This window comes from Chitinimonas koreensis, assembly GCF_014353015.1.
GTDB lineage: Bacteria > Pseudomonadota > Gammaproteobacteria > Burkholderiales > Chitinimonadaceae > Chitinimonas > Chitinimonas koreensis.
On the sequence record NZ_CP060704.1, the window covers coordinates 5,532,039 to 5,558,406 of the forward strand.

Below are 26,368 nucleotides of genomic sequence, written 5' to 3' on the forward strand. Positions count from 1 at the left end.
ACGTCCACCGGAATCCACCGAAAGCCAGGACTTTTATGTCCATAAATGTGTCCATTTTTACGGGCACGGCGGCTTCCGGATTGTTGATAGAGGTGCACGGTCGATGAGGTAAGCATCCGGTTCCTGACTCTCAATCAGGAGCTTGAGATGGCACTCTCTGACCTGGCTGTCCGGCGCGCCAAGACCACCGGCAAGGCCTACACCCTCCCCGATGTGCTCGGCCTCTCCCTCGCGGTCACCGCCGAGGGCGGCAAGAGCTGGCACTTCCGCTACTACTGGCACAAAGAGCCGAAGCGCATGTCGCTCGGCACGTATCCAGAAGTCTCACTTCTCGAAGCCCGAGCGCTGCGCGATGAAGCGCGAGCACTGGTGGCAAAAGGCATCAATCCCCGCTGCCAGCGAAAGCAAACGCGTGCCGCGGCCAAGCTCGCGAGCGAATGTTCGTTCATGGCCGTATATGAGAAGTGGTTTGCGCACCGCGCGCTCAGCCTTCAAGAGGGGAGGCAGACCTCACGTTCGCTGATCCCGCGCATCTTCGAGAAGGACGTCTTGCCGTTGCTCGGCGAACGTTCGATCTACGACGTCAAGCGGCACGATCTCCTGGAGGTGATCGCGAGGATCGAGAAGCGGAAAGCGTTGTCCGTCGCTGAAAAGGTCAGGACGTGGCTCAACCAGCTCTTTCGATACGCGTTGGTCATCGTGCCGGGCTTGGAGCAGAACCCTGCGTCCGACCTCGACGTCGTCGCGCAGCCGTTGCCCCCGGTGAACCACAATCCGTTTCTGCGGATGGCGCAGCTGCCAAAGCTGTTGCAGCGGCTACGTGCGTATCGTGGCCGGGTGCAAACGCAGCTGGGGTTGCGGCTCCTGTTGCTGACGGGTGTGCGCACCAAAGAGCTGAGATGGGCGACGCCAGATCAGTTCGATTTGGAGCGTGGTCTCTGGATCATCCCACCGGAAACGGTGAAGCAACTTCAGGTGGACATGCGCCGGAAGCGTCAGAAGCCGCAGGACGTGCCGCCGTACATCGTGCCGCTTCCAGTTCAGGCGATCGAAATTGTTCGGCACCTGCTGGAGCAGTTCAAGCCTGCGCAGCGTCACCTCCTCAGAGGCGACGTCGACCTGAAGAAGCGGGTCAGCGAGAACACGTTCAATACCGCGTTGAAGCGGATGGGCTACCAGGACGTGCTGACCGGACACGGCATTCGGGGCACGCTCTCAACCGCGCTTCACGAGCTCGGCTATCCGAAGCCGTGGATCGATGCGCAGCTCTCTCACGTAGACCCCGACAAAGTGAGCGCGACGTACAACCATGCTGAGTACGTCGAGCAGCGGCGCCTCATGATGCAGAACTGGGCCGACCGACTCGACTTGTTCGAGCAGGATAAGGTGGATGAAGCCGCGCGGCCGTTGGTGGTACAGGTCGCAAACGTTCCGGCGGCGAATGGGGAGACGTCGCCAAGCACGACGGCGTCGCCGACGCTGTTCGTTACGCAGCCTAACGCAGCAATGCAGTCGATCGGCGAACACCGTCTGCCGGCTGTTCCAGTCCCGCCAATTTCGATGTCACCGCTACTTACAGCAGCACAGCGCCAAAGGATTGAACTGTTCGATCTCTTCGAGGCGCCGCACAACCTGCCCGTCGTGGAGTACGCGAAGATGGCCGGAAAGTCACGTCGGTGGATCAGCTACGAGATCAAAGCAGGGAACTTGCTTGCGATCAGCGTCGGTAACCGCGGGCAGCGTGTGCCCGATTGGCACCTCGATCCGGTGAAGCATGCCCTCATTCAGGCCGTCTTGAAGCTCAGTCGAGGAACGGACCCGTGGGTGATATACCACGCGCTCACGGTACCCCGACCGGAATTGCGTGAGCGTTCAGCGCTCGAAGTCGTGACCCACCGCAATCTGGATCAGATCATGATGACCGTGTGCGACTCGGTGAAAGAACAAGAATGGTCAACCCAGGTGGCATAGAGGATTCCTTCACTTTGCAGCATCAAGTCGCCAATTTAGTTGGCGACTTGATGCATACAAAGCAGTACCGCCGCTCGCTCCACCTCCTAAGCTCACGTCGAGCACCTGTCAATTATGCCTTCATTAAATCATCAAAAAGCTTTTTCAGATGCTCGTCATCTGGTTGCTCAGCTAGAATGCTCTCTCGATGCTTAATGTGATAGAACGCAGATGCGCGACCCGACGCCTGACGTGTTTCCTCACGCAGATAATCATGATTTGCGAGGATTTTGCTTAGCTTTGGCCAATTCGGATCATTAACAATCTTGCTCGCCTGCATATCCTCGTTGTCGGCGCGGAGCCAATATTGGCGCATGCGGGCCGCCCGGCTTAACAGAGCAAAGATCGGCTTTTTCCGGAGGGCCTGTGGTGCCAAACCGCTCAAGACGGTAGCTTCCGGGTCCACTCCTCGCGGCCCAAACCAAGCCGATACGTCGTCGCTCCCGGTAATTTGCTGACCACTTGCAAGCGAGATCTTTAAAGGAATCGGAAAAGACGGGGAAACTCGAATTGATTCGTCAGCAATAATGCTGCCCAGTTTACAATTGCTCCAATTGAGCTTTGACAGATCAGCTCCTCTGCAATCTAGCTGATTGATTTCAAAATCGATTAAGCTTGCCTGCGGACATACGCCACGAATCACAGCATCATCCACCTGAAAGGCCCGAAACGTGATTTCAGCCGGCTCTGCGAGTGCGGGAAGGGACGCTAGCAGCAAAGCGCCTACGTTTCTTAGTGCTCTGTCGGCGCTAGCATAGGAGAAAGACATTGAAGATGCCCGCGCACAAAAAGTCGAAAATTGTTGACTCGACGTTACAGCCGATTCCGCTGCCACGTCAGAAAAGACTGATAAGAATTCCGACCCGAGAAGGTTGCGCCGTACGAACTTAGGGACGTCACCCCTTGCAAGAGCATCTATTACCACTAGGGCGATGAAGTAGTTCAATAAATACGAATGCATAAATGTCTTATAGCCGGGCCTTTCATCATTAACGAAAAAGGCGACCACGCTCGCGCGATTCCTAATAAGCGAGATAACCTCTTGGGGTTTCTCATCACCCAAGGTTGCCTCGCTAATCCACGCAATTTCACTTGCCTCTAGCGACTCGGTCTGGAAATCCGCCATTTCCCGAGCTACTTCGCAAAGAAATTCCAGTACAAAGGCTTCGCGTTGTTGTTGATTCAGTACGCTCTCGACGGGCTTCCCAAAAAGCCCCGCCTCGCGATGAATCATCTGATTTACAAGCAGGGGCGTTAAATATCTCTCGTGTTTATCTTTTAGCTCCTTCGGCTTAACATGCTCGGCGAGTATCCGCAAGAAGACAGGACGCAAAGCAAAGGAGTGGTCTTCTAACAATACGGAGATTGAAGGTATGGCGAAATTCGCTTCGGTCCACTGATGCTTTTTCAGCCATTCCTTCGCCTGTTCAGGCTTTGCTGGGGCCAATGTTAGTCCATTGACAATATCTACATGCTCCCTTAGGGCTGGAACATCTTTAAGTAGCCTCGAACGACCGATAAACGTGTCTCGCCCCGCTAGAATCAGCGTCCCTTTCCCCTAACAAAAGCCACTAGTTCCCCCAGCTGCGCCCATGCCATTTCGTAGCCGTTTGGGTCAGCGAGTTCATCAAAACCGTCAATTGCGATTACCACCAAGCCGTGCCGAGCAAGCACAGGTATCTGGTCATAAGTGATTTGCGACCGAATCGTCTGCAAACTAAAGGCCATCAAGTCCTGTAGATTTGACAACACACGGCCGCGGCTTTTAACGTGAAGAATAAGGGGCCTTCCATTTGTTCGGTAGCTTTCCGCTCGACGAAGTGCCAGCTGCTCGATCAAGCTAGTCTTGCCAATGCCTGCAGGCCCGTCTATGAGCAAAATCTCCGTGGCATTGGGCTGTCGCTCGGCGGAACCCAACAATTGATCTACTTCATCGATCGCATGAATCTCCTTGAATTCATGAGTTACCCCGTGAATGGGCAATAGTTGCTCGGGGGCCGGAGCTTCCTTCTTTAGATATTCACGTTGCATATCCGACCAGCGTCGGAGATTTGTGAATACTTCAGACGCGAGCAATGCGGTGAGGTTCGCAAAGACCTTTGCTGGGGCGGTGCCCCAAGTGCTCTGTATTTTTCCTGTCTCTTGATCGATAACTAACTTGAGCGTGCGCGCCTCGCGGGTCAATCGCACCGAAATCTTCCCTTTTTGTTCGCTGATCTTTACTGCGTTGTCGCCGATGTCTGCGAACGGAGAAAGGTCATTTATTAGTTCGTCGCGATTCATAATTAGCCTGTCCGTAGAATGTCTTCGAGAATAAGCATGCCCATCTGCGCTCGTTTCCTGAGCAAAACGACCTTCGCCTCAGACCCGACCAATGCAGCTTCGGCGACATACACGGGAGGCACTAAGTCGTCGTCCTCCGTGACGACCACGATCCATTCGCCGGCATCCCTATATGCAGTAGCAACCAAATCAGCAGCAAGAGCGGTATCGACCATTTTCTCTTCAAGCTCTGTGCCGAATCTTCGGCGCACTGTATTTGGGAGATGTATAGCTAATTTTCTATGGAGTCGGCGATTAGTGGCGGCGATAAGCTTATCCCCGAACTCAACGTTGGGGGAAAATATGACGTTCGGTCGCTGGGACAGGGTCGCAAAATCGCTTTGAGCAATCACAATCTGGGCAGCCTTCCTGTTTACAGTGGGCTCATATCCCTGATGCCAACCATGATAAAGGCGCATAGCCACCCGAAATCGTTTGTTCTCATCGATTTCCGCTAGGCAGCGTGCAATTCGGCGGGTTGTTTGCCGAAATGCAGCCGTCGCCGCCTTTTGCGGCTCAGCTTCAAAATCAATTTTTGTCAATATCAGCTGAGCGTTCCAATCGACGAACGCAGACACATTGACAATTCGAGTGGCAGCCGAGGCAGTGTTCATGAGCGAACTTTAGCGTATTCATCGTCGTTGATGTGCGAATAAGTCGACCTTCAACGGCCAGGCGCAGCACCGCTATGGGTCGTTCTCTCGGTGGATCACAGGAGTGTCACAGAAGTGCCGACGTCCGGTCAGCAGTACAGGTAACTACGGCATCAATCGGAGGTGCGGGTTATTAGGTGGCAGAAGATTGAACAGTGCACACGGCTGGCACAGCAGGTATCCATGCAGTCGCCGTGACTTGCGTGGCCCAGTGACTTCGCATGTCCAAATGTTCAGGCCATTCGCTTGCTTCTGATGCTGACGCAGCCGCTCGAACTGCTTCTGCACCCATTGCCATTCAGCCATCTGTTCCTGCTTGGCCATCTTCGCGACTTGCAGATGCTCCTGCGCGTATCGCTGAAAGATGCCAGGGCTCACCAGATACGCCGTATCGGCAACGGTGTGCACGAGCGCTTTCGCGTCGTTGACGACGAGCTTCCGGCTCGCGATGTGCTGCTTCAACCAACGAAGGAAGTGCTCGCCGGAGGGATTGTTGTCCGTGGCCGGTAGCGCTTCCGCCGGCAACGCGGCCACGGCAACGGACGCAGTCGGGGCGGGCGGGGCCAGCGTAGTATCCGCGACAGGCTCTGGGCCGGCGAACAGCGAAAGCAACGCGTCGACGTTATCGACCGGCTCCGTGGCCGATACCGCTGCGGGCTGCGGCACGGCTGAGAGGGGGCCGTTGGAAGCATCAAGGGCGTCACCGCTCACGCCGTTGCCTGCCGGGACAGCTGCCGTGGCTTCCTGACCCTCTACGCAAACCGTACCGTCGAATGTTGCAGGACGTTGACCGTCCCACACTGCGGCAGGCGAGATCCGCAGGAATGTGAAGCTGTGCGACCAGCCAGTAGCACTCGTGACGGTCGCCTTCCAGATGGCCTTGCCGTCCGCAGTCGGCACGGCGATCCCGTGGTCCTGCAGCACGTTGAAGACCGCGCTGTTGCTCGTTGGGATGCCGTCGACGCCTTGGGACAGCAGATAGGCGCGCAGTTTGTCGGACACTGTCTTGCTGACGAGCCATAGCGCGTCATGCGTGAGCCAGCCATCGGACGCCTGCGGCTGATTCAACTTGAGTTCTTCCCGCAGCAGATAGCGGAGCCCGTCGAGCAGCTTGCGCTGCAGCGCGTTCCGCGGCGCGGTGAGCGCCTTCGCCGGATCGCCACCCAGGGCTTGTGCGACGGACGCCTGGTCGGCTTGCGTGACAAGGTCACCCAATATGCCGGCGCGCTCATGCTGGCCGGCAAGAAGGTAGAGCAGCGCGGTCCACAGCTCCGGGTAGCCCGCCAGCCAGTCCATGATGTCGCGGTCCAGCAGCGCGGCGTACAGCAGCCCGGTCGCCGCACAGTGCAAGCGGTATTCGCGATCCTGGCGGTATCGGAAGCGGTAAGGCCGGCGTAGTGCGCCATGCCACGGATGCCAGCGCGTGCCATCCGCATACTCGACGTGCACATCGACTGCGACCTTGCCGACGTCGTGTAGGAGCGCCGCATAGGCGACAGCGGCGGTCCACGCTTCGCCCTGTGCTGCTTGCGCTTCGGGTGTCGCCCCTGCCGGCAGCAGGTGGGATTGGCGCAGCTTCAGCGCGAACGCGACGACTTCCAGGCCATGATCGAGCATGCCGCCGAGGTGAGCGTGGTGGTGTCCCTCCGATGCCGGGAGCAGTTGGACCAGCTCGGCGTACCGCTCGAGCGGAGCCAGATACAGCGTGGCGAACTGCGCGCGCGAGAGCGAGGTGCGCTGCCAGATGTGCTCCAGCAGCTTCTGCCGACGCGGCGACGCGAGCAGCGTCGCAGCAGTTTCCGGATGCATCAGCCCCGACTGCGGCGGCACGGATGGCTGTGCTGCTACCGCAGGCGCCTTTTTGCGGAGCGAGAGTGCAGCGAGCCAAGCTGCAGGGTTCGCAAGGAAGCCTTTTGCCTTTTCGGGTAGGGCCTTTCCCCTTGCATCCATTCCATTACTCCTTTTTGCCCTTCGCCTTCACCGAACCCTTTGCGTTTGAAGCGGCCGAATGAGCGGCGGAAGCCGCCTGAATTGACCGCCGACAGGAGGGCTTGCCGGTAGCTGCGAAGCAGTATCCAATCGTCATGTCCGCGCCGACTTGGGCGTGAGGAGACCGACCATGAAGGCAACAGCGCATAACAACACTGCCGAACGTGCGGGCCGAGCCCTGGGACGCGCGGTGCGCGCCCTGTCGCGTCACGATCGCAATGCGCGCAGCTGGCTCATTACGCAGGGGTTGCAGCCTGGTGCAGCTCAAGTCCTGTCCTTGACCGCGAAGCTCGTGGTGATCGGCGTTTTGTTCTACGTCGCCTTTTGGTTGGCGTTGCTCGCCGCGTTCGCGCTTTTCGCAGCCTATGCGGGGAGGCATGCCGATCTCAGCGACATCGGAAAGAGCGAGTGGCGAAATGGCTGGGACGGGTACGGCCTCTATCGCGGCGAGGTCCGGATCGACTGTGGCAGCGTAGACAACGAGTGATCGTCTGGCGCCAGCGCTATTTCACGGCTTTCATGATCGCGTCTGCACCTTTGCCGCCTGCTGCTTTGACACCTTCTGTCCCAGCAGAGAGCATCTGAGCAACGTTCCCCGCTCGTACACCTACCCACGCGAGCGCTGCGATCCAAAATCCGGGTAGCACAACAAACATCGTGGCCATGACGAAGTTCAATGCCATGTCCCCGAATGCGTTGTTCAGGCCCATCAGCGGATCGAAATTGCTGTGCGGCCGGTCCCACCCGAAGCCCCAGCCGTACAGCGCATCGAGGATGGTGGAATCGATCCAGCGAGCCAGCTGGAACCAGAAGTCGACGAAGAACAGCGCGAACTCGACGCAGCTGATCGCGATGACCGCTTTGAGTTCGTAGGTACCGAACAGCAGCACGAGCGGGATGCACATCACGAGCGCCATCTTGAGGAACGACAGCACCATAGGCAGGGCCTGCCGCACGACGTCCATGGCCGGGAAAATACCCACCGATCCCAACGCCATGCCGACATCACCCGCGCCGCGCGTCACGACGTTCGGCAGCGTCTTTTCGATCTGGCCGCCGTAGTCGGTGTAGACGGCGCCCTGGTTCATCTTCTGCTGCCGGGGCGAGGCGACGGTGCGGATCACGCCATCGTCAATGTCCTGGCGGGACAAGGCAGCCCACCGACCAATGCGCGACAGAAGATCGGGATCGACCTGGGCCACCAGGCGAGCGCGGAGTCCCTTCCTGTCGTCCGACCACCATTGCCTGCAGGTTGGATACCCTCCGCCGCCATCGACCTGTGCCAACCCAGCGTCACGGTTCGCGTCGTACGGCCAAGCCGTTCGCGGCGTCTTTGAGTGGTAGCGGTCGTAGTAGCCGGGCGTGTCGACGAAGAAGCGCGAGCCGATCCAGGTCACGTCATTCATCTGCTCTTCGTCAAGCGCCGGCCGGCCCATGAACAGCCTCGCGCGCGCCGGCCCGTAGCAGTCGTGCGCGAAATCCGCGACCTCTTGTGCCAGCACCGGATCGTCGATGCGCTCTGCATCGACGTCCATGCGGATCTGCCGCAGGTCGGTGCCGCAGGGGATCGCGGCGACGGCGGCGGCCGTCACGGCTTTCGACAGTGCGTGCACGAAGAACCACCACACCGGCGCCATCGCGCTCTGGTTGTTGAGCGTGGTGTAGGCGTTGGACCAGCCCGTATCCGCCGGCTGCGGAACAGTGACCTGGCATTGCGCGGAACGGCTGCTGTCGAACTTGATCGTGGCGAAATCCACCGGCAGCAGCGGCATGCCGCCGAACATGATGACGACGATCGCTACCCACACGCGATTCTCGATCCGCAACGAGGAGAGCACACCCTTGTTGCCCTCGTCAGCGCCGTCGGTGCGTGCCTTCAGCCATTCCTGCACGATGATGGTCAGGAAGGGCAGCGCGAACACGCCGCTGGCCACCAGGATGTTCCAGATGCCGTTGTTGACCACCCAGCCCACCAGGGTCAGGTAGTACTCCAGGTAGTCCGTCGTGTAGAGCGTCATGGCGATGCCTGCCTCAGCGATGCAGTAGCAGTTGGCTGCCTTCGAGCAGCACGATGGCGATCAGGGCGGCGGCCTCGATCCGCACCAGGCGTAGATGCGTTTCAGCGCCGGGCTCGCGCTGCCGCAGGCGCCGGCGCATCCACCACCAGCCATAGGCAGTCGCTGCGTAGAGACCGAGCCGCCATGCGAAGAAGAGCAGCGCATGCGTCTGCAGCCAGCGCGCCCAGGCATCGACGCTGCCAACGACATGGATGCCGGCGACGTTCACGAGCGCGGCGGCGCCGACCACCAGCAGGGTCCACAGCAGCGCTGCGCCGACCTGACGATTGAGCAGCCACGAGAGATGCAACCACGTCCGCTTGGTCATGGCGTGCGGCTCCGCGGCTGCTCGATCTCCTTCTTGCGATCGCGCGTCGTCGTGCCTTCGAAGATGCCGCTCGATCCGGCCGCGCGCGTGCTGTGCCGCTGGATGATCGCGAGTGCCGAGTTGCCGGCGAGCGTGCGCCGCAGTTCGAGTTCGGTCTTGAGGTTGTCGATCTCCTGCGACAGCGCGTCGCTCTCCTGGTCGACGGCTTTCACGGCGAGTTCGTTGGCTGCGACATTCGGCTCCTTCTTGCCCGTCAGCAGTGTGCGCTGGAGCAGCAGTGCCTTCTCCAGCGTGCTGGCCAGCGCCACTTCCGAGGCCAAGCGCTGCCCGAGCACGTCTTGGTCCGGCTCGTCACGCAGCGCCTCGATCACGCCGCGCGTGATCGGCAGCGAGTTGCTGCTGGCGGCCTGCAGGTTGACGGCCGTCGTCGGCTTGGAGCCGCGCACCAGGTCTTGCAGCGCTTGCAGCTTGCTCTCGTATTCCTCCTGCACGATCGGCGTCAGCCCGACGCCCGGCGTCGTCTGCGTCTTGGTACAGCTCTGGCAGGTGCGCTGCTCGCGCTCGCCGAGCACGCGGGTCGCCCATGTCGCTGCGGCCTCCGGCGACGACCAGGTCTGGCAGGTCAAGCGATTGCCACAGGCATTGCGCGCGATCGACGAGGTGTCGGTCGCGCTCCGACCATTCAGCAGGTTGTACCCGGCACGGGTGACGTCGCCGACCACCTTGATCGGCGCTTGGCCGTTGCCGCCTGCGTTGCTGCCGCCGACCCACGGCACGCCGCTGTTGCCCTTGTTCAATTCGGCCTGCTCGATCGCCGACACCGCGTCGGTGCTGTTGACCGCGTCGCGCAGCGCCATGCCTTCGGCCAACTGATCCCAGCCGGCCTGTCCGCCGGCCATGTCCGCCATGCGGTTCGCCATCGCACGGCACGTCAGCTTGGAGCGGTCGAAATCCAGCCGCGCCTGCAGGATGCCGTTGGTGAGCAGGTTGTAGAGGCCGGGGTCGGCGCGCTGGATGATGAGCGCCGGCAGCGACGCGACCGCCGACGTGGCGCTCTGGATCACGTTCGACATGATCGACTGGAAGCCGTTGGTGATGCCGTTGAGTTGGTTCTGCAGCGTGGTCGTGATGCTCATGTCGCCGCAGATCAGATTGCTGTTCCAGCCCACGCCGACGCCGATGCTCTGCATGTTGCCGGCGCCGCTCATCGAGACCGCGCGGCCGCCGCCGATGCTGTAGAGCACGTCGTCGCCGATGACGCTGCCGCTCGTGCTGAAGCCATCGCCATCGAGGCGTGTCTGCGCCCATACCGCGCTGACGGCACCGCCCAGGACGACGGCGAGAAACAGGCGCTGCACGCGCGGCATGGCACGCAGGCACGGGAGAAATGCGTACATGGTGGGCCTCACTGGAAGTCGACGCTGCCGAGGAAGATCTGCCCGCGGCGCCGGCAGCAGGCGTAGGGCCGCCACAGCGCCCAGGTGTAGTCGCCGCGCTGCGCCTGGATGCGCGTGCCGCTGTGCGGGAACACGGCGCAGCTGTACGAGAGCGTCGGCGTCAGCTCTTGCCACTTCCCTGTCGTGGCGTCGCTCTCCATCAACTCACCGGCCGGCCAGTAGCCCGGGCGCGCGTTGGCCAGCAGCGGCTGGTAGACGTGGATCTGGCCGCGTCGAGTAACGACGTCGCCGGCACGCTGCGCGATCACCGCACCGCTCATGTAGTCGTCGGTCTGGTGCATCAGCCCGCCGCGCGGATAGACGTTGCCCCACAGGTTGAGCGTCAGGCGGGCGCCGACCTCGCGTAGGCCTGGGATCAGCGATTCGGGGTAGAACGATTCCGGGACGTTGTAGCGCCACGCCAGCGTGTCGAGCGTGCTGAGGAGGTAGGGCACGAACGGGGTGCCGGCGCCAGCGCAGGTGTAGCCGAACCCGCCGGCGTACTGACTGAACACGACGCCTGCCGGATGGCCGATCACGTCGGCGTTCTTGAACTTCGCGAGATTGTTTTCCGCGTCGTGATTCGTCGTCCCGTCCCCCCCGCCACGCGCAGATGAATTGGGCAGGCTCATCGCACGCACCTCCAGCCACGGGTTGTCGCCGGTGTTGGCGTAGCTCGACACGACCGCGTCTGGGACGTAGTGGCGGACCTTGACGGAGGTGCGCACGGTACAGCCGAAGTTGGTGCAGAGCAGCCAGTAGCAGATGCCCACGACCCGGTATTCCAGGCAATCCGCCGACAACGCCGACGACGTGATGGTGGCGGTGTTGAGCGCGAACGCCGAGCCGGCACCCATGAGCAGCATCGAAGCAGCGAGCCCGCGCAGGCGCCGCGACATGGCGAATCGAAGGCCGCTCATGGCTGCTCGCTCCGGTAGGCGCGGATACGCGCTACAGCGCGCGCGACGTCGGGCTCGCCGTAGATCACGTAGCGGCGGTCGACGACGACGGCGGGGATCTTCGATACGCCCAGTCCCCATGCGTCGGCTACGCCCTGATAGGCGTGCGCGATCCGGCGTTCCAGCGGTGTGCCACCATCGCGAAGGCGCTGCTGGACGATCGCGGCCGCGCGTTCCGCGTCGGCGGGCAAGCCCGCTGTGAGGTCTGCTTCGACACGCGCGTGCAGGTCCAGCTCAACGACGCGCACTCCGGCCATGTTGCGGACCGGGTGGCGGCTGTCGGTCACGACCAGCACATCGGCGATGGCGACGGTGCTGAGCAACACGGCACATACGCCGCTCAGCCATGCGGCGGTCAGCGTCGACCAACCACGAAGTGTGATGAGAAATGAGGTCGGCATGAGGACTCCACAAAATCGTTCAAGGCCGTAGTCGACTTCAAGTGCCGACGAAGAACGATCGAGAAACCGGAGCTGATGCAGCCCGCATTGACGGCCGACCAGAAGAAGAACGGGAGCCGAGGCTCCCGTGTCGATCATGCTCCCGCCGATTGAAGCGCCTGGTGCGCATGACACCGCCAGATGCGGTCGACCAGCCGCGGCAGATGACGACGAGTTGACGCTGGAACACATCCTCGCGGATGAAGGCGCCATCCCGATAAGGCGTGACGACGAAGGGAACGCCGTCGAAGTGGCAGATCTTCGGTGGCATGAAGCGCTCCCGAAAGCACGCGGGCGCCAAGGCCTTGCGGGCTTGAAGCCCGCAAGGGGTGAAGGAAGATCGTACGACCGGCGAATCGATGCGCTACAACAACCCGGCCTCAGCGAACGAGTAGGGATCTCCTTTGCCGATGATGAAATGGTCCAGCACCTTGATATCCACGCTGCCCAGCGCGGTTCTCAGCCGACCGGTGATTTCGTGATCGGCGGACGATGGCTCGGTGCAACCAGATGGATGCTGGTGCGCGAAGATCACCGCCGCAGCGTTGAGCACCAATGCACGTTGAACAACGACGCGCGGATACACGACGGTTGAGTTGACGGTGCCCCGAAACAGGGCTTCACAGGCGAGCACGTGATGCTTGTTGCTCAAGAACACGACGGAGAACACTTCGTTGGGCTCAGTGACGAGCTTCAGGCGTAGGTAGTCGCGTACAGCGCTCGGACTTCCCAGCACCGGGCCACCTCTGAATACCTCTTCCTCCAACAGACTGATCGCGTGCTGGACGAGCCAGCTTTTGTTCTGAGCAGCGAGCAGAGCGAGCGGCCCTGCGCCGGAGTCGGCGGCGATGTAAGACATGGCGAACCTCCAATTGGATGAGCGGAGGACGCACGCGCTCCCTTGGGGCGGAGCCCTCCAAGGGATGGGTGAAACAGGACAGGAAAGGGATCGTGCATCCACCACCGCCGAGGCGATGGGCGTTCGCATTGAAGGATGCGATGCGAACAGGACGATCAACGCGGCGAACCGCGCCGTAGCCTTGAAGATCGGCGGCTACCTGGGCATGCCGACGACGTCGGCAGGCATTCCTGTGGTGGGGAGAGGTTCGGTTTCAGCGGGGTTGGCGTTGAGCAAGTCGATGGCGGACAGCAAGGCGTCGCCCTCAACGGGGCCGTGCAGCACGATCGACTTGCCGGACGTGCGATCTCTCAGGCGCAGTGCCGGCGTCGCCGCAATGCCCGCCTGCGCAGCCTCGGCGGCCTGGCTGCGAATCACCGCGTCGGGCCGATCACTACCGAGGCACTGCTGCACGGCCGGCGACAGATCCGGATAGCGCGTGTCCTGGGGCGGACCTTGACCATTACCGCGGGTGTGCGCGTAGTACCACTCCAGGGCCTGCCAGAAAGCCGCATGGCCGCCAGTCTCACCGGCGCATTCGGCCAGTCGCGCACCGGCCGTCGCAGCCGGCTCGTGCATCGGCAGCGGCAGATGGTGCCACTGCCAGTTCACGTCGGGATTGACGTCGATCCAGCGTTTGAGAGCGGGGAAGTGCGTGCGGCAGTACGGGCATTCGAGGTCGGCGTATTCGATCACGGTGAACCGCGCATCGGCACGGCCATACAGCCACGGTGGACCGGCCGGCTTCGCGGTGCTCGACGCGGCGACGACGGGCGCCAGCGGATCGGCGGCATCATCAGGTGCACGTGTAAAGGTCCAGCCGATGACGCCGATCGCACCGGTGAGAAGCACTGCGATCACGAGACGAGGCCGGGTGAAGATGGGGTGGCGCATGGCGTTCTCCTCAGCCCAGCGCATCAAAGGGCAGCGGCTCGATGCCGCGAGCGCGATCAATCTTCGCTGCGACGTGGAACGCTGCGTCCAACTCGCTGATGCCATGCTGCTGCATCAGCTGGAAGCGCTCGGCCTTCTCCTCGGGCTCCGTCATCGCCATCGCCAAGTACAAGCTCGGCGGCACGGCACGGAACAGCACTTCCATCGACTTCGACAGGATCACGCCTTCGGTGTACTTGCCGGCCTCCTTACGCGCCGACAACATCAGCGCCTTCTGTGCCGACGTGAGTTCGCGGAAGCGGGCGATCTTCTCGACTTCATCGGGAGGCATCGAAAGGCAAATCCACCACTCGATCATGTTGAGCATGGGTTCTGCCGCCTTCGGCAGGTCGTCGAGGTTCTGCGTCGCCAGCCAGAACCACGCGCCGAGCTTGCGCCACATCTTGGTGATCTTCACCACGTAGGGCGCGAGCAGCGGATTCTTCGTGATGACGTGCCCCTCGTCGGTGACGTTGATGATCGGCCTGCCGAGGAACTGGTCGCGCTCGGCGATGTTGTTCACCGTGTTGATGAGGCTGATGTACGCGATCGAGAGCTGCGCGTTGTAGCCCTCGCGCGCAAAGGTCGCGAGGTCGACGATGGTGATGTCGGCCTCGGGCCACGGCGTGCCGGGCCTGTCGAACATCTCGCCGTCGACGCCCTGGCAGAACATATCCATCGCGTCCGCCATCTCCAGCAGTCGCGTGCGCCGCGCTTCCGGCAACGTCGAATCGCGGCCGCGATCACGCAGCGCGTCGCGCACGTCGCGGGTCAGCACGGTGCGCTGCGCCGCCACGCAGCGCTGTGCCGCATCGAGGATGCACTGGCGGATCAGGCTGCGGTCGGCGCGCGTCATGCGCGCTTCCTCCTTGTCCTCGCCGCCAGTAATCATCAACCTCGCGGTGATCTCCAGTTCGCCGAGCACATCGCGCTGCTCGTCACCACCCACAGCCGCAGCTGCATCGACGCGATCCTCGTCGAGCGCATCGGCGTCGAGCGTTTGCACCTGGCTAGGCGTGTCGACCAGGCGCCACGCATCGGCGAACGGTGCCAGCCGCACGCCCGAGCCGGGCGCGAGCCGGACGCGATGCACGCTCAGGCCAAGCCGCGCGGCGAAGTCGCCGAACAAGCCGAAGCTGTTGCCTGCTTCGACGACGAACAGTCGCGGCCGATAGATCGCGGTGACCTGGTTGAGGATGTTGTTGAGCGTCGCGCTCTTGCCCGAGCCGGTCGGACCGAACAGGAACAGGTGCGCGTTCATCTGACGGTCCAGCCGATTCAGGGGATCGAAGGTGATCGTGCCGCCGCCGCGATTGAAGAAGGTGATGCCGGGATGGCCCGTGCCGGCGCTGCGGCCCCACACGGGCGCCAGATTGGCCGCGTGCTGGACGAACATCAGCTGGCTGTACCACTGGCGCGTGTCGGCGGCCGGATCGAAGACGCAGGGCAACCAACGCAGGTAGCTGTTGAGCGGTGCGACCTCGTCGTCTTCGCGTACCGGCTGCAGGCCCGCGGCGAGCATGACGTTCGCAAGCTGCAGTCCGCGCGCGTCGAGCTGGGCCATGTCGCGACCACGCAGGTAGAACGCCAGCGCGCCGCGGTACAGCTTGTGTGCACTGCCGATCAGGCTGCGCGCTTCCTGCACATCCTCGCGCGTCTGCTCGGAGGCCAGCGTTTCACCGACCGCCTTCTTGGCGAGGTGATTGAGGCGTGCCTCCAGCACATCCTGCGGCGTGGCAACGAGCGTCAGACACATCGCCGTGTCTTCGGGGATCTGGTCGAACAGCGCATTGCAGGCGTCGCCGCCCTTGCGCGTTTCGCCGGTCAAGTGCCCAGTCGTTGGTGGCATGCGCAGGCGATCCATCACCATTACGCGGTGCGGCATGCCATCGAAGCGCCACACGCCACTGGCGGCATCCGAGTGCGGTTGCGAGAAGAACAGCCGTTGCGCGAAATCGCCGCTGGCGAGTTCGATTTCGCCTTCCTCGCATTCATCGGGATAGCGCGTCAGCGCATAGAACCGTTCGCGATCCTCGACGGTGGAACCGAGCATGGTCGGGTGCGGGTTGAACCAGCGCAGCAGCCAGGCGTGAATGTCGGCGGCGGCCAGGCGCTGCGCCTTGACGCCGGCATTCGCCAGCCCGCCGATGAGACGGTCACAGACCACCGCCAGCGCCTGCTCGGGCGATTGGCCGCGCCGCGATGCGGCAGCGCTGGACACGCGGCGATAGACCACCATGCGCACGCGCCGGACCTGGCCGCGCCACGGCAGGCGCGTCACGGTCGTGTCCTCGAACAAGCCGCCAGGCTTGGCGATGGCGCGCAGATGGTGCGCGAAGAAGCGCAGGTAGAACGCACTGAATGCGCTGTCGCGTGCACGCGGCTGCAGGTAGTCCGTCAGCGACCGCAGGTAGTCGTCCCAGGCTGCTTCGTCCTGCGCGTAGAGCTGGACCACCCACGGGTTGTCGTCGAGTTCGTCGAAGGCATCCTGCAGTGCGTGTTCGAGCGCATCGCGGGCTTGCCACAGCCACGTCATCTCGCGACCTTCGGTGCCGATCGGCACCAGCTCGAAGAACGCCGCGACCGACTGGCCGTCGTCCAGCAGCATGCACTTCGGGCCGGGCAGGTATTCGACCCAGGGCAACCGATCGGCGAACGATGGTGCGACTTCGTAGAGCGCGGCGTTGTCGGCCTGCGTGGCCGGACGCCTGCCGTGATCCAGTGCTTGCCCCGGCTCGGCGATGCCGTGGGCCGCGAGTTGCGCCGCGTGCTGCTGCCAGGCATCGGAGGCGTCGTCGTCACCGGGCGGCAGCGTTGCCGTCGCCTTCCGCCAGGGAATCGACCAGGCCATCAGTAGTCCTCCAGCCGCTCGCCCGGCATCGCGTACTGGACGCGCGGGTAGAACGGGAAAACGGTGCTGTAGCCCGGCACCGGTACCTGTTCGGTACCGGTCAGGTGCGGGAACACGTACATCACGAGGTCGGGGTTCGGCAGTCGGTGGAACTGCCGCGCGATCTCGGTGCGTGCGGTGCGCGTGTACGACCTCAGGCCCGCAGCGTCCAACCGCGCATTGCTTTCGGTCAGCGGCCGGCGCAGAGCCTGGCGCGCATCGAGCAACTGCCGGGCGGCGAGCCCGCCGTTTGCACCGCCGCCCGTCTCCTGCTGCCAGACGTCGAGCATGGTGCGTTCGCCGTGAGGCAGCAGTTGCTCCTTGCTGGTTGCGCAGCCGCCCAGCATAGCCATCGCCGTCAGCGCGGCGACCGCCTTAATCCAGATCCGAGGCATAGGGTGCTCCAGTGCGATGTTGAACCCGGCGCCCGTGGGCGTCGTAGTCGATGTTCAGGGCCTGCTCCAGATGCACGGCCACGCGAGCGCCAGGCGGAACGTAGATCGCCGCGAACGCCTGCCCGTAGAGCTTGTTGACCCAGTCGGCCATGTCGCTCACGCCGCTGGCCAGGACGCGCCCCACGGCTTCGTTGCCGCTGATGCCGACGGTGCCGAGCGCGCCGCTGCCGTTGCCGACGACGGCGACGCTGCCGTTGTCGGACTGGATCAGCGACGCCGCGCCAGCGCCGGCCGCGGTGATGAGCGCCTGGGTGCCGAGGTATTGCTGAGCATTGCTGCGACGCTCGCCGCTCACGCACGGCACGCCGTGGGGATCGCTGATCCAACCGAGGCCGCCGCGGATGCCGGCACCGCTGGCATCGCTCTGGTTATCGCCTCCGTTCGCGTTGCCACGCGCCTCCGGCACGGTGCGGATCGTGCCGTCGGCGAATACGAAGGTGACCGAGCGGATCTGTCCACGCACACACGACAGCGTCCAATCGCCCGACGCGGTGCCACTGACTACGGCGCCGGCCACGTCGGGCAGGTCGATGCCATTCGCCGTCAGGTTGTCCGGGCCGATCAGCACCTTGAACGGATAGGGATCGTTGACGGTCCCGTCGATCGGCACGCGGCCGATCAGCGCGGTCATCGCGATCGAGCCCATCAGCGTCGAATTCGCGGGCACCGTGTAGACGGGCTTGGACAAGGCGCCGACGACGCGACTGCCGGCATCGGTAACCGATTCCGCGGCGGCCGCCAGGTTTTGCTGTGCAGGCCCGAAGCTCGTTGGGAAGGCCGACGGCACGCTGCCGCTGGTGCGCGATGCGTCGGAGCGCATGTCGTCCGGTTCGACCCAGCGCATGCCGCCGACGGCGCCGCTGCGGCCGAAGTCCTTCCCGTCGCCCTCCTCCAGGCCGAGGCCGATCGGTAGATCGGCGCCTTGTCCGCTCTTACTTGAGAGCCCGTCCAGACGACGCTGCAGATCCTGCAGCAGCCCCTCCGTTTGCTCCCGCTCACCCGAAACCTGTTCGCGCTCCTGCTGCAAGCGCTCGCGCTCGCCTTCCAATGCGGCCTGGATGCGTTGGTCGACCGCAGTCTCGCGCTCGCGCAGGCGCTGGGTCTCGGCTTCCTGCTGGGCGTTGTCGTCGAGCGCGGTCTTCAGTTCGCCGCGCAGCTGCTTCACCTGGGCCACGAGCGTGGCCACGGTGTCGTTCGGCGTATCACCTTCGATGCCGAGGGCTTTCATCTCGTCGGGTGTGAGCGGCGTTGCGGCCGGCGCGGATGCCGCAGTGCGCGCCGAATTGCCGGAAAACAGCTTGAGGCCGACGAAGACCAGCATCAGCACCATCGGGATCAGCAGCCATTTGAGCAGCGGATTACTTTTCATCACGCGCTCCTTCGACTTGGCCAGCCGCAGCGGCTGGCGGCAGGTTCATGGCAGCGTCGAAGCGGCTCAGTGCCGGCAGCAGCGACTCGGCCAAGCCGTGGCCGCGTGTGACCAGGTACAGCATCGTGGTGTCGGTGGAGTCGCCGACGGGGCCGAGGTCCGGATGCTGGAACGTCGCGGTGAGGAAATCGCCCTGCAACACCCGCGGATCGAGCTCGATCCAGCGCGACGACGTGTTGCTCAGCCGGATCGCCGTCACCCACTGGTCTTCGAGACGCCACGCGGCCAACGCCCGTGCGCGCACCGGCAGCGTCGGCAGAAGACTTTCGAGATCGAGCTCGCGCTGCAGATTCACACGCCCGATTCCTGCCACCGGCTCGACGGTGCGCAGCGGCGCATAGAGGTTCTGCGCGGCGTAGCGCGTCAGCACGATCGGAATCGGCGTTGCGCCCGGTGCGTCCGACGTGCGCTGCTCGGCATCCGGCATACCCGCTGACGCATCGATATCGCGAGCGGCCGCGGTGTTGCGACTTTGGGGCAACGCATCGGCGAACACGATGCGGATCGGCTCAAGCGGCGGCTGGCCTGCCTTCGCCGACGTCGCCGCGATGTCCAGCAGAACCAGTGCGCCGGTCTCGACGTCCTGCAGTTGCAGCCGTGTTGGTGGGACAGGCGCATTCGCCAGCAGGTAGATCGCGCCGGCCGCGCTCTGCACGCGGAGCTGATCGCCCAGCTCCGCCGGCACACCGATACGCACATTGCGCTCGATGAAGACCACACGTTCCTGGCCGACCATCAGCGGCACCGCCAACGGCAGGCGCTCCCAGCGCAGGATTTCCACTGCGTGAGCCGGCGCGATACAAAGGATCAGCACGATGCCGACAAGAGCCGGCAAAGCCATACGCTTCATGGGGTTTCTCCAGCAGTATCGGCAGAGGTACTGCGCGCAGCGGGCATCGGCGCAGCCTCGATGCGCAGCGGCGGACTCGCATAGCAGTCCAGCGCGAGGCCGAAGGGATTGCGCTCCGGATCGACGTCTTGTCGAACGACCTTGATCGCGTAGCGCACGAGCGCGCGCTTGACCTGTTCGGAGCCGTAATACTCGTCGGCGCTGAGGTCGAGCTTCACGATCCAGTCGCGATCTGTTACGACCTGGACGCGCGCGGCCGGATCGTCGCCGTAGCCGCGGCCGGGGATCTCGTAGACACCGCGCACGCGCTGACGCAGTTCGCCGCTGTTGCGCCGACGCATGAAGTCCTGCTGCAGGAACGCTTGGCATGCGGGCGTCAGGTAGGCCGAAAGCGCCTGCAGATTGCGCGGGTAGTCGTCTTCGCCATTGGTGGGCCAGCGTTGGAGCTGCTGCCAGATGTAGATCGTGAAGGCGTAGACGCTTTCGGGCGGCACGTCCCACCACTTGCGCGTGCTGCCAGAACGCAGGTCCGGCGGCACATGGACGGTGAGCTGCTTCGGCGCGCTCCACCAACCGGCGCCGAGCAGCAACGCGATCACGAACAGCGCACCTGCGGCCATGCGCAACGTCTTGACGTGCGCCTGCAGGTGCGCGACTTCGTTCTTGAAGCGGCTCATGCGGTCCTCCGCGCGGAGGTGCGCCGCGTGGTCCAGTAGCCGGAGCGCGTAATCAAGCCACGGCCGCCGAGGCGCGCGGCCAGCGGCGGATAGCGCAGGGCCAGCCGCCATTGCAGATGCCGGTACAGCCAGGTATCGGGCCGACCGCGCTTCTGCCGGCGGAGGAAACCACCGCCGACGAAGACGCCGAGCGCGATGCCGGCGACGACCGAGGTGGGTACCATGGCCACGCTGCTGGTGAGCCAGGCCAACGGCAGACCGAACACGAGTCCAGCCGCGGCCGACAGGCCTGCGCAGATCCACAACTCGTCGGCGGTCAGGCCGCGTACGACCACGGGCTGGCGGTTCAGCCTGTGCGGCAAGAACGTCACCAGCGCGTCGCGCTGATTCTCGAAGGAAGCGGCCATCGGTCGCTCCTACAGCACGCCCGTGGCCTTGGTCAGCATCCAGATGCCCACGACCAGCAAGAGAGCGCCGACCGCGACGGTCAGGCCGAACTGGCCCCAGGTGGCGCGGCCGGTATGGATCTCCGAGTAGCGGGTATAGGCGTGATACGCGACACCGACGAACATCGACGAAACCACGAGCAGCGCGACGAGCATCACGATGTCGTAGCCGTAATTCTGGATGGTCTGAAGAATCCCGTTGCCCTGGCCGCGCGACGGGTCTTCTGCAGTGGGCAGGCCGGCCGACAGCGCCGGCAGCGGCATGCTCGCGAGGAGCGGAATCAGCAGCGCGATGCGCGACGGCATGCGACGCGCGTTCGAGGGCTTATGCATGGCGGATGGCCTTTCGTCAGGACAGCAGGAAGAAAGTCAGCACCAGGTACATCGCGACGAAGCGGACGACGACACTGAGGAACTGACGCTGGGTGATGCGGTGCTCGGCCCAGCCGACGTAGGCGGCGCGCATCGCCCACGCGCCCCACAGCAGGAGCACGGCGAAAACGAAGCCGAGAACGGCGGTGGAAACGGCAGCAGATGAAAAGCCGCTGGTGGCCTGGAAAGCCGCGAGTTGGTCGGCGGTCGGCCTCATCGCGGGGCCTCGGCCTTCGCGTCAACGCGTGTGTAGTCGCCGGTGATTGAAGCGGGATCGCGTGGCTGAGCGCGCTGCGGCGCGAGTTGGTTTTGAATCCCGACGCGGACGAGCGTCAGGTCTGCGCGCAGGCGGTCGTAGTCGAAGTAATAGCGGACGTGTGCGCGCGGCGCGGTCGTTGCTGCCTGCTCGACCAGCCGATCGATCAGATCGAGCTGGCGAGTGATCGCAGCAAGCCGCTCGCGCTCCAACGCGTCATCGGCTGCGTAGCTTGGGTGCAGCCCAGCGAACCACATGAGCAGCGATGCGGCCGCGATGCGACAGCATGTGAAAGCATGGCTGCGGTGCAGTTGCATCGTGTCATTCCCGTTGAAGCGAATGACTCGATGCTGGGGAGACGCGTCACTGCACGCCGCAATGAATAGGATTCAGCGGCGTCCCGCATTGATGAAGCGCGCAGTGGTATCTAGCTGCAGAACACGCGAGACTGATGGCGTTTCGCCTGCTCAATTGCGCGGATGAGCGGCGCCGTCACCTCGCTATCGCTGAGGTGCAGGGCGTGTTCTACAAGCTGATCGATCGGCGTGCAGCGCTTTGCGAGAGCACCAGGGAGTGGGTCGAGTGGTTTCGTGTTGCCGATCGCGTCGTTGCCAAAACACAGATTGATGATGTCGTGATTTCGACGATGTTCTTGAGCATCGATCACAACCACGTTGGAGTGGGAGATCCGCTGTTGCTTGAGACAATGACCTCCATCGCAGGCGAAGGCGACCTTGGTACTATGCGGCGCTACTTTATTTGGGAAAAAGCCGAGGCTGGACACACTGAACTGGTTCAGCTCGTGCGCTTCGAAATGAAGACAGCGAGGCTTAAGGCGGCGGCAGCGTGTTCGACGCTGCTGCAACGCTTCAAGACTGCATAGGAGGCATACATTCCGTGCCAGGGTGCAGCAGTGCGGCTATCGGGAATGAGCGACGCATGTTGCGCGACTACGTTCTCATCTTATTCTGCTCAGCCCGAACATCTTCTTGGTCCGCGCTGCGGGTCCAACTATCGGAGATGTTCGACAGCATTTCCGAAGTTCGGGGGTACATCAACACAGTCGCATCTGCCCAGGCCTTATAGCGTGTTGCGAACTCGCGCTCTTGCCGGCCCCCTTCGTTGATGCCTTTGCTGTAGACGCCCCGCCTGTTGAAACACTCGATTGCGAACCCGCGTTCGATATGCTCTGAAGCCATCGCATCGATAACTTGGCAAACTGCTGATGGTGGCCAGAACAGTTCATCGGGATTTTGAGGCGCATTAGCCAGAATAAAGCCAATACGCTGGTCTCCAATGGCTCCAAGGCCTTTCGCGCTGGCTAGGAGGCGCACTTGGATTACCCAATTGGACAGTGCACTCGCGTCGATCTTTTCATCGCATTGGCCGGGTACATCCTTGAACGCCGATAACAAGCCGTATGAGATATTTGCACGCACCTTCATCTCATCAGTCAGGACTCGATCATCCGGCTCGTTATCTCCCCTGAAAACGTGGGATAGTACCTCGACAAACATTTCAGGGTGTGAGGCCAACAGGCTATATATGGTCAGCGGTTCGCCCTCACGACGCAGAAGTGGCAAGTAGGCATATTCCAAACTTGCGACCTGCACCTTCTCAATATCGTGGCGAGTTCGCAGTTCCTTCAGTGCTAGTACGATACAGTAGGAAAGCATGTTGCCGAGGCGCTCGATGCCGTCGTCTACTTGGCGAGCGCCGTTGATGAGCAAGTCCACTAATAGGCTCGACGGTAGCTCAACGCTCCGCTTGCGCAGCAAGCCCAAGACATCGATGTCCCGCGCCACGCTTTGGAACTGGTTGATCGCGAATATGAGATCGTCAATCGAACCTTCAAGCGGCAACAAACCTACATGGTGCCAATACTCGTCGCGCACCTCACTGCCGAGACCCTCTACATAGGTCCAGGTCGAGCGAGTAGACGGCCACCCGAGCAAGAGCTTGGCCTTCGCGGTGTTGTTTTCGACTTGGGATAGGATGCGATCCTGAAAAACCTCCTTCCATTGTTCGCCGAATTTTTCGAAACCGACTGCTGAGACATAATACGAAAGGCTGGGTGGTGCAGTAGGATCCAGTGCGCCCTGCATCAGCTCGAACATCTCATTCAAAGAGAAGGAAATCTGGCTCAACGCCTGGCCGAGAAGCTCAGGCAATTTGACCATTCTCGCGAGTTTCAAGATGCCTGCGACGCCGTCTCGTTGCAGCACACGCTGAAGGACTTCCTTGCGCAGGTCAGTGGCATCACCGAGACCTTCGCCATCGCTGTCGTACTCGCCGATATGCGGCGTCCACTCATCGAACACATAACGTTCGGACGCGAGGGGGTCGGTCGGTCGATGTCGTTCGACCACGTCCTTCATCGCGGCCAGCTCGTCGTCGCTCAACGCCCAGTCTGAGTCGCCAAAATACTCGTTGCGAGCCAATTCATCTTTGAGCGCATGCCAAATTAAGTTGCCTTCACATGTTTGGTGAGCGGTTAGATAGCCGTCGATGCGAGCGAGTACCTTTGCGCGGTTTTGCGGCTGCAGCAGCCCTACCTTTTCGACGAAGACGCCAAGGCGGTTCTGGTCGTCTCCGGCCCTAACAAGTGCGCGTTCGACGACTGCGGTTTCAAAATCCCATACCAGGCCGAAAGTGATTTCCTCGGACTTCTCTGGCGCTAAATCACGCAGCTTAGGATGCTGCGTGGAGGATGATGAGTCCATGTGGGAGGGCAGAAGTTTTTTGAGCAACTGCCATCCAACGTCAGGGCATGCAACCAAGATGGCATCAAGGCATGCGATGCGTTGAGGCTGCGGGGCATACGTATTGGGCGACCAGCTCAGCAATATTTCGCGTAGGCTATTGATTGGCCGATTGACGTGATTAGAATCCGGTTCCGGATCCAGTTCGCCAAGCTTGGCCAAGGCCATAGCTGCACGGTTCAGATATCGCGGATCCCAGGCAATCGTCTCCAACGCCCAAAGAAAGTGCACATGCGGGCTCGACGGACCAAAAATGTGATCCCGCTCCGACTCGAAAATCTGTGCAACTTGCTCAGGGGCGCCCTCGAGCATAGACTCGAGGGCCTTCAAAAAAGGGTTAGGTGCAGCCTCCGCGAGCAGTGCAGTCTGATCGCTTAGGCGCAAAATTGAGTGGTGGGATTTGCCCCACTCCGGCAATGCATTGATTACTTCGTCGACATATTGCTGTGGAGACTTGCCCCTGACATGCAAGTCCGCAACTTTATGCATCGACGCGATAATGAGCAGTGTTAGCGCCAGCCCATCACGTAGCCATCGGCTGTAGTCCTGTGGCGCGGCCTTAGCCGGGTTAAATTTCTGGTCTCGGGATGGCTGTTCTGGCTGCTTGCCGAAGACCTTGACGATGGCATCCCGTAACCGGGATAAATCGTCGTCGGTGAGCTGATGACCGTAGAAGTAGAAGGCGTCCACAGGTGCGCGCACCTGCCAGACGTCAGCTTCCTTGTCGATCGGGCGATCTGGCATGCCGAGCGTCGGCATAAGAATGCCTTCAAGGGCGCCGTAGGTGGAGTAGCCACCGAGTTCTTTCAAAACATCACAATCGGCCACAAGATCGCTTGACCACCCACCCGCGAGAAGCGCTGGCTTCAACGCGCTTGCCTGACTTACCCAAGCAGGGTTGGCGACGGGGGCGTTTTTGATGAGTCGTTTCAAAATGGTCAGGCTTCGCCCGCACCGATGTGCCAGCTCGTAGCCCACGCCGTGATCAAGCCCCATTTCAACAAATCCGGCCACCATGCCCGAGGCTGTTGGGCGCTTTAACATCGGTCCACGTTTGGCATGTGCGCCTGTCGCGGCCGACAGCGTGGGACAATTTTTTCCGAGCACTCCTGCCAATGATTCAGCGGCGCCCGTAGTGATGAATACCATCTTCGTGCGCATTGCCAGGAAGCGAGCCGCCGCCTCGGTGCGGACGATCAGCGTTCTGGACTCCAAAGATTGGCGAATGGAAGACTCCGCGCTCCGTATTGCTGCAACCGTGAAGGCTATGACCTCTTCTGACGTTTCGGCGCCGAGCATGAAGGAGTCCGCCGTTCCGAGAAGCTTGGCAATCAACGCATCAGCCTCTTGCTGTCGATCAGCAATGACAAGTTTCTCACTCAGCTGCGGCTTAAACTGCGTGCTAAATTCGTCCCAGTATTCGTCAGTGCTAAGCGCGCCCTCCTTAGGTGATAACCCGAGGACATTCCGGGCGTAGCGAGCGGCAATTGCCGGATAGTCCTTCAGCCATTGGACCAGTGACACGGCGTCGATGTACCGAACGTCCTTCCACTTCCCTTCATTGCGACGATCATCCTCCCACTCCGGGAGCTTCTTGGCCGGCGTGTCCCAACGCCTAAGATTGACCAAGACCAGTGTGTTCTCGGCCATTTCGACAGAAGAAGTCTGATCGGTTCGCTTGTTGTAATCAGCGGTTGCCTTCCGAGCGCCGGGGCCGGTACCGAACTCCCATTTGGACTTTCCCTCTGGAACGAACCCCCTAGCCTCATCTGTTTCCAGATCGCCATCCCAACCGCGCAACTGGCCAACCTCTCCACTCGGAAAGCGAAATCGTTTCGCATCATCGATGGTCAGGCGAATCAAGTCCGCCAACATGGCCATCACCATCTCGCGGGCATTCAGTCGGCTGGCCCACGCCTCAAGGTTCGTTTCATCGATCCACTGCATGTTGTCCCCTCACCAATTGGTGCGCCGCGCTGGCAGGCGCTAGAAATCAAAGCTGGCGTGGCTGTTCCCTGTTCTGCCTGTAGATCTACTGCAGACTCCGGTTAAGTTGATCACCAGCTCCGGAGATGGCTCACAAGGGCGGTGGTGCTGATCAGACGTCAGGTCCGCTTTCGGACAGGAGCGGTTGGTCCCGAAGCTCGGAAGATTACATCCCTGATACAAAAGATCGGCACGCCTCTACAGAGATGTTCGTCCTGGA

Annotated in this window: 25 protein-coding genes; 3 read left to right on the top strand and 22 right to left on the bottom strand. The window is 62.0% G+C overall.

What is annotated here, in order from left to right:
• Positions 1 to 147: 147 nt before the first annotated feature.
• Positions 148 to 1,971 carry a tyrosine-type recombinase/integrase gene (locus tag H9L41_RS23590; protein WP_028447374.1) on the top strand — a complete coding sequence of 608 codons (1,824 nt, stop codon included), beginning with the start codon at positions 148 to 150 and terminating at the stop codon, positions 1,969 to 1,971.
• 112 nt (positions 1,972 to 2,083) lie between these two features.
• On the opposite strand, the gene H9L41_RS23595 is transcribed toward H9L41_RS23590, so the two are convergent.
• The 4 genes from H9L41_RS23595 to mobH form a co-directional block, all read right to left on the bottom strand.
• Positions 2,084 to 3,457, bottom strand: coding sequence for a hypothetical protein (locus tag H9L41_RS23595; RefSeq protein ID WP_187523615.1), 1,374 nt, complete (start codon positions 3,455 to 3,457; stop codon positions 2,084 to 2,086).
• 95 nt (positions 3,458 to 3,552) lie between these two features.
• Positions 3,553 to 4,293 (bottom strand): NACHT domain-containing protein, encoded by a 741-nt coding sequence (locus H9L41_RS23600; protein ID WP_187523616.1) that lies wholly within the window; start codon positions 4,291 to 4,293, stop codon positions 3,553 to 3,555.
• Between the two features lie 2 nt (positions 4,294 to 4,295).
• On the bottom strand, positions 4,296 to 4,946 hold the full coding sequence (locus tag H9L41_RS23605; RefSeq protein ID WP_157462087.1) for a PIN domain-containing protein: 651 nt from the start codon (positions 4,944 to 4,946) through the stop codon (positions 4,296 to 4,298).
• 144 nt (positions 4,947 to 5,090) lie between these two features.
• The gene (gene mobH / locus H9L41_RS23610; RefSeq protein ID WP_051319272.1) at positions 5,091 to 6,794 is read right to left on the bottom strand and encodes a MobH family relaxase; all 1,704 of its coding nucleotides are present in this window, start codon (positions 6,792 to 6,794) and stop codon (positions 5,091 to 5,093) included.
• A 310-nt stretch (positions 6,795 to 7,104) separates the two neighbouring features.
• On the opposite strand from mobH, the gene H9L41_RS23615 reads away from it, so the two are divergent.
• Positions 7,105 to 7,461 (top strand): DUF3742 family protein, encoded by a 357-nt coding sequence (locus H9L41_RS23615; protein ID WP_028447372.1) that lies wholly within the window; start codon positions 7,105 to 7,107, stop codon positions 7,459 to 7,461.
• Positions 7,462 to 7,477: 16 nt separating this feature from the next.
• Here H9L41_RS23615 and H9L41_RS23620 read toward each other — a convergent pair whose 3' ends face one another.
• The 17 genes from H9L41_RS23620 to H9L41_RS23700 all read right to left on the bottom strand — a co-directional run bounded on the left by H9L41_RS23620 (position 7,478) and on the right by H9L41_RS23700 (position 21,717).
• Positions 7,478 to 8,992 (bottom strand): conjugal transfer protein TraG N-terminal domain-containing protein, encoded by a 1,515-nt coding sequence (locus H9L41_RS23620; protein WP_028447371.1) that lies wholly within the window; start codon positions 8,990 to 8,992, stop codon positions 7,478 to 7,480.
• Between the two features lie 13 nt (positions 8,993 to 9,005).
• Entirely contained in the window at positions 9,006 to 9,359 is a 354-nt protein-coding gene (locus H9L41_RS23625) for a hypothetical protein (protein ID WP_028447370.1), read from the bottom strand.
• Positions 9,356 to 10,756, bottom strand: a complete 1,401-nt coding sequence (locus H9L41_RS23630; RefSeq protein WP_028447369.1) for an integrating conjugative element protein — start codon at positions 10,754 to 10,756, stop codon at positions 9,356 to 9,358. Before H9L41_RS23630 ends, H9L41_RS23625 begins: the two co-directional genes overlap by 4 nt.
• 8 nt (positions 10,757 to 10,764) lie before the next feature.
• On the bottom strand, positions 10,765 to 11,715 hold the full coding sequence (locus H9L41_RS23635) for a TIGR03756 family integrating conjugative element protein (protein WP_028447368.1): 951 nt from the start codon (positions 11,713 to 11,715) through the stop codon (positions 10,765 to 10,767).
• Positions 11,712 to 12,155, bottom strand: coding sequence for a TIGR03757 family integrating conjugative element protein (locus H9L41_RS23640; protein WP_051319270.1), 444 nt, complete (start codon positions 12,153 to 12,155; stop codon positions 11,712 to 11,714). Before H9L41_RS23640 ends, H9L41_RS23635 begins: the two co-directional genes overlap by 4 nt.
• 37 nt (positions 12,156 to 12,192) lie before the next feature.
• Complete coding sequence (locus H9L41_RS23645) at positions 12,193 to 12,465, bottom strand: hypothetical protein (protein WP_157462086.1); 273 nt, start codon at positions 12,463 to 12,465, stop codon at positions 12,193 to 12,195.
• A gap of 93 nt (positions 12,466 to 12,558) precedes the next feature.
• A complete protein-coding gene (locus H9L41_RS23650) occupies positions 12,559 to 13,053 on the bottom strand; it encodes a JAB domain-containing protein (protein WP_028447366.1) in 495 nt (164 codons plus the stop codon).
• A 195-nt stretch (positions 13,054 to 13,248) separates the two neighbouring features.
• Complete coding sequence (locus tag H9L41_RS23655) at positions 13,249 to 13,986, bottom strand: DsbA family protein (RefSeq protein ID WP_028447365.1); 738 nt, start codon at positions 13,984 to 13,986, stop codon at positions 13,249 to 13,251.
• A gap of 10 nt (positions 13,987 to 13,996) precedes the next feature.
• Positions 13,997 to 16,876, bottom strand: a complete 2,880-nt coding sequence (locus H9L41_RS23660; RefSeq protein ID WP_028447364.1) for a conjugative transfer ATPase — start codon at positions 16,874 to 16,876, stop codon at positions 13,997 to 13,999.
• Positions 16,876 to 17,310 (bottom strand): TIGR03751 family conjugal transfer lipoprotein, encoded by a 435-nt coding sequence (locus H9L41_RS23665; protein ID WP_028447363.1) that lies wholly within the window; start codon positions 17,308 to 17,310, stop codon positions 16,876 to 16,878. Before H9L41_RS23665 ends, H9L41_RS23660 begins: the two co-directional genes overlap by 1 nt.
• Positions 17,291 to 18,739, bottom strand: coding sequence for a TIGR03752 family integrating conjugative element protein (locus H9L41_RS23670; RefSeq protein ID WP_028447362.1), 1,449 nt, complete (start codon positions 18,737 to 18,739; stop codon positions 17,291 to 17,293). The genes H9L41_RS23665 and H9L41_RS23670 overlap by 20 nt, the downstream gene beginning before the upstream one ends.
• On the bottom strand, positions 18,729 to 19,649 hold the full coding sequence (locus tag H9L41_RS23675) for a TIGR03749 family integrating conjugative element protein (protein ID WP_028447361.1): 921 nt from the start codon (positions 19,647 to 19,649) through the stop codon (positions 18,729 to 18,731). Before H9L41_RS23675 ends, H9L41_RS23670 begins: the two co-directional genes overlap by 11 nt.
• Positions 19,646 to 20,326, bottom strand: a complete 681-nt coding sequence (locus H9L41_RS23680; protein ID WP_028447360.1) for a PFL_4703 family integrating conjugative element protein — start codon at positions 20,324 to 20,326, stop codon at positions 19,646 to 19,648. The genes H9L41_RS23675 and H9L41_RS23680 overlap by 4 nt, the downstream gene beginning before the upstream one ends.
• Positions 20,323 to 20,733 (bottom strand): TIGR03750 family conjugal transfer protein, encoded by a 411-nt coding sequence (locus tag H9L41_RS23685; RefSeq protein WP_028447359.1) that lies wholly within the window; start codon positions 20,731 to 20,733, stop codon positions 20,323 to 20,325. Before H9L41_RS23685 ends, H9L41_RS23680 begins: the two co-directional genes overlap by 4 nt.
• Before the next feature lie 9 nt (positions 20,734 to 20,742).
• Complete coding sequence (locus tag H9L41_RS23690; protein ID WP_444542012.1) at positions 20,743 to 21,078, bottom strand: TIGR03745 family integrating conjugative element membrane protein; 336 nt, start codon at positions 21,076 to 21,078, stop codon at positions 20,743 to 20,745.
• 43 nt (positions 21,079 to 21,121) lie between these two features.
• Complete coding sequence (locus tag H9L41_RS23695; protein ID WP_028447357.1) at positions 21,122 to 21,361, bottom strand: TIGR03758 family integrating conjugative element protein; 240 nt, start codon at positions 21,359 to 21,361, stop codon at positions 21,122 to 21,124.
• Positions 21,358 to 21,717 (bottom strand): integrative conjugative element protein, RAQPRD family, encoded by a 360-nt coding sequence (locus tag H9L41_RS23700; protein ID WP_028447356.1) that lies wholly within the window; start codon positions 21,715 to 21,717, stop codon positions 21,358 to 21,360. The genes H9L41_RS23695 and H9L41_RS23700 overlap by 4 nt, the downstream gene beginning before the upstream one ends.
• Before the next feature lie 134 nt (positions 21,718 to 21,851).
• On the opposite strand from H9L41_RS23700, the gene H9L41_RS23705 reads away from it, so the two are divergent.
• A complete protein-coding gene (locus H9L41_RS23705; RefSeq protein WP_245589240.1) occupies positions 21,852 to 22,283 on the top strand; it encodes a hypothetical protein in 432 nt (143 codons plus the stop codon).
• A 67-nt stretch (positions 22,284 to 22,350) separates the two neighbouring features.
• Here H9L41_RS23705 and H9L41_RS23710 read toward each other — a convergent pair whose 3' ends face one another.
• Positions 22,351 to 26,109, bottom strand: a complete 3,759-nt coding sequence (locus tag H9L41_RS23710) for a hypothetical protein (protein ID WP_028447354.1) — start codon at positions 26,107 to 26,109, stop codon at positions 22,351 to 22,353.
• Between the last annotated feature and the right edge of the window lie 259 nt (positions 26,110 to 26,368).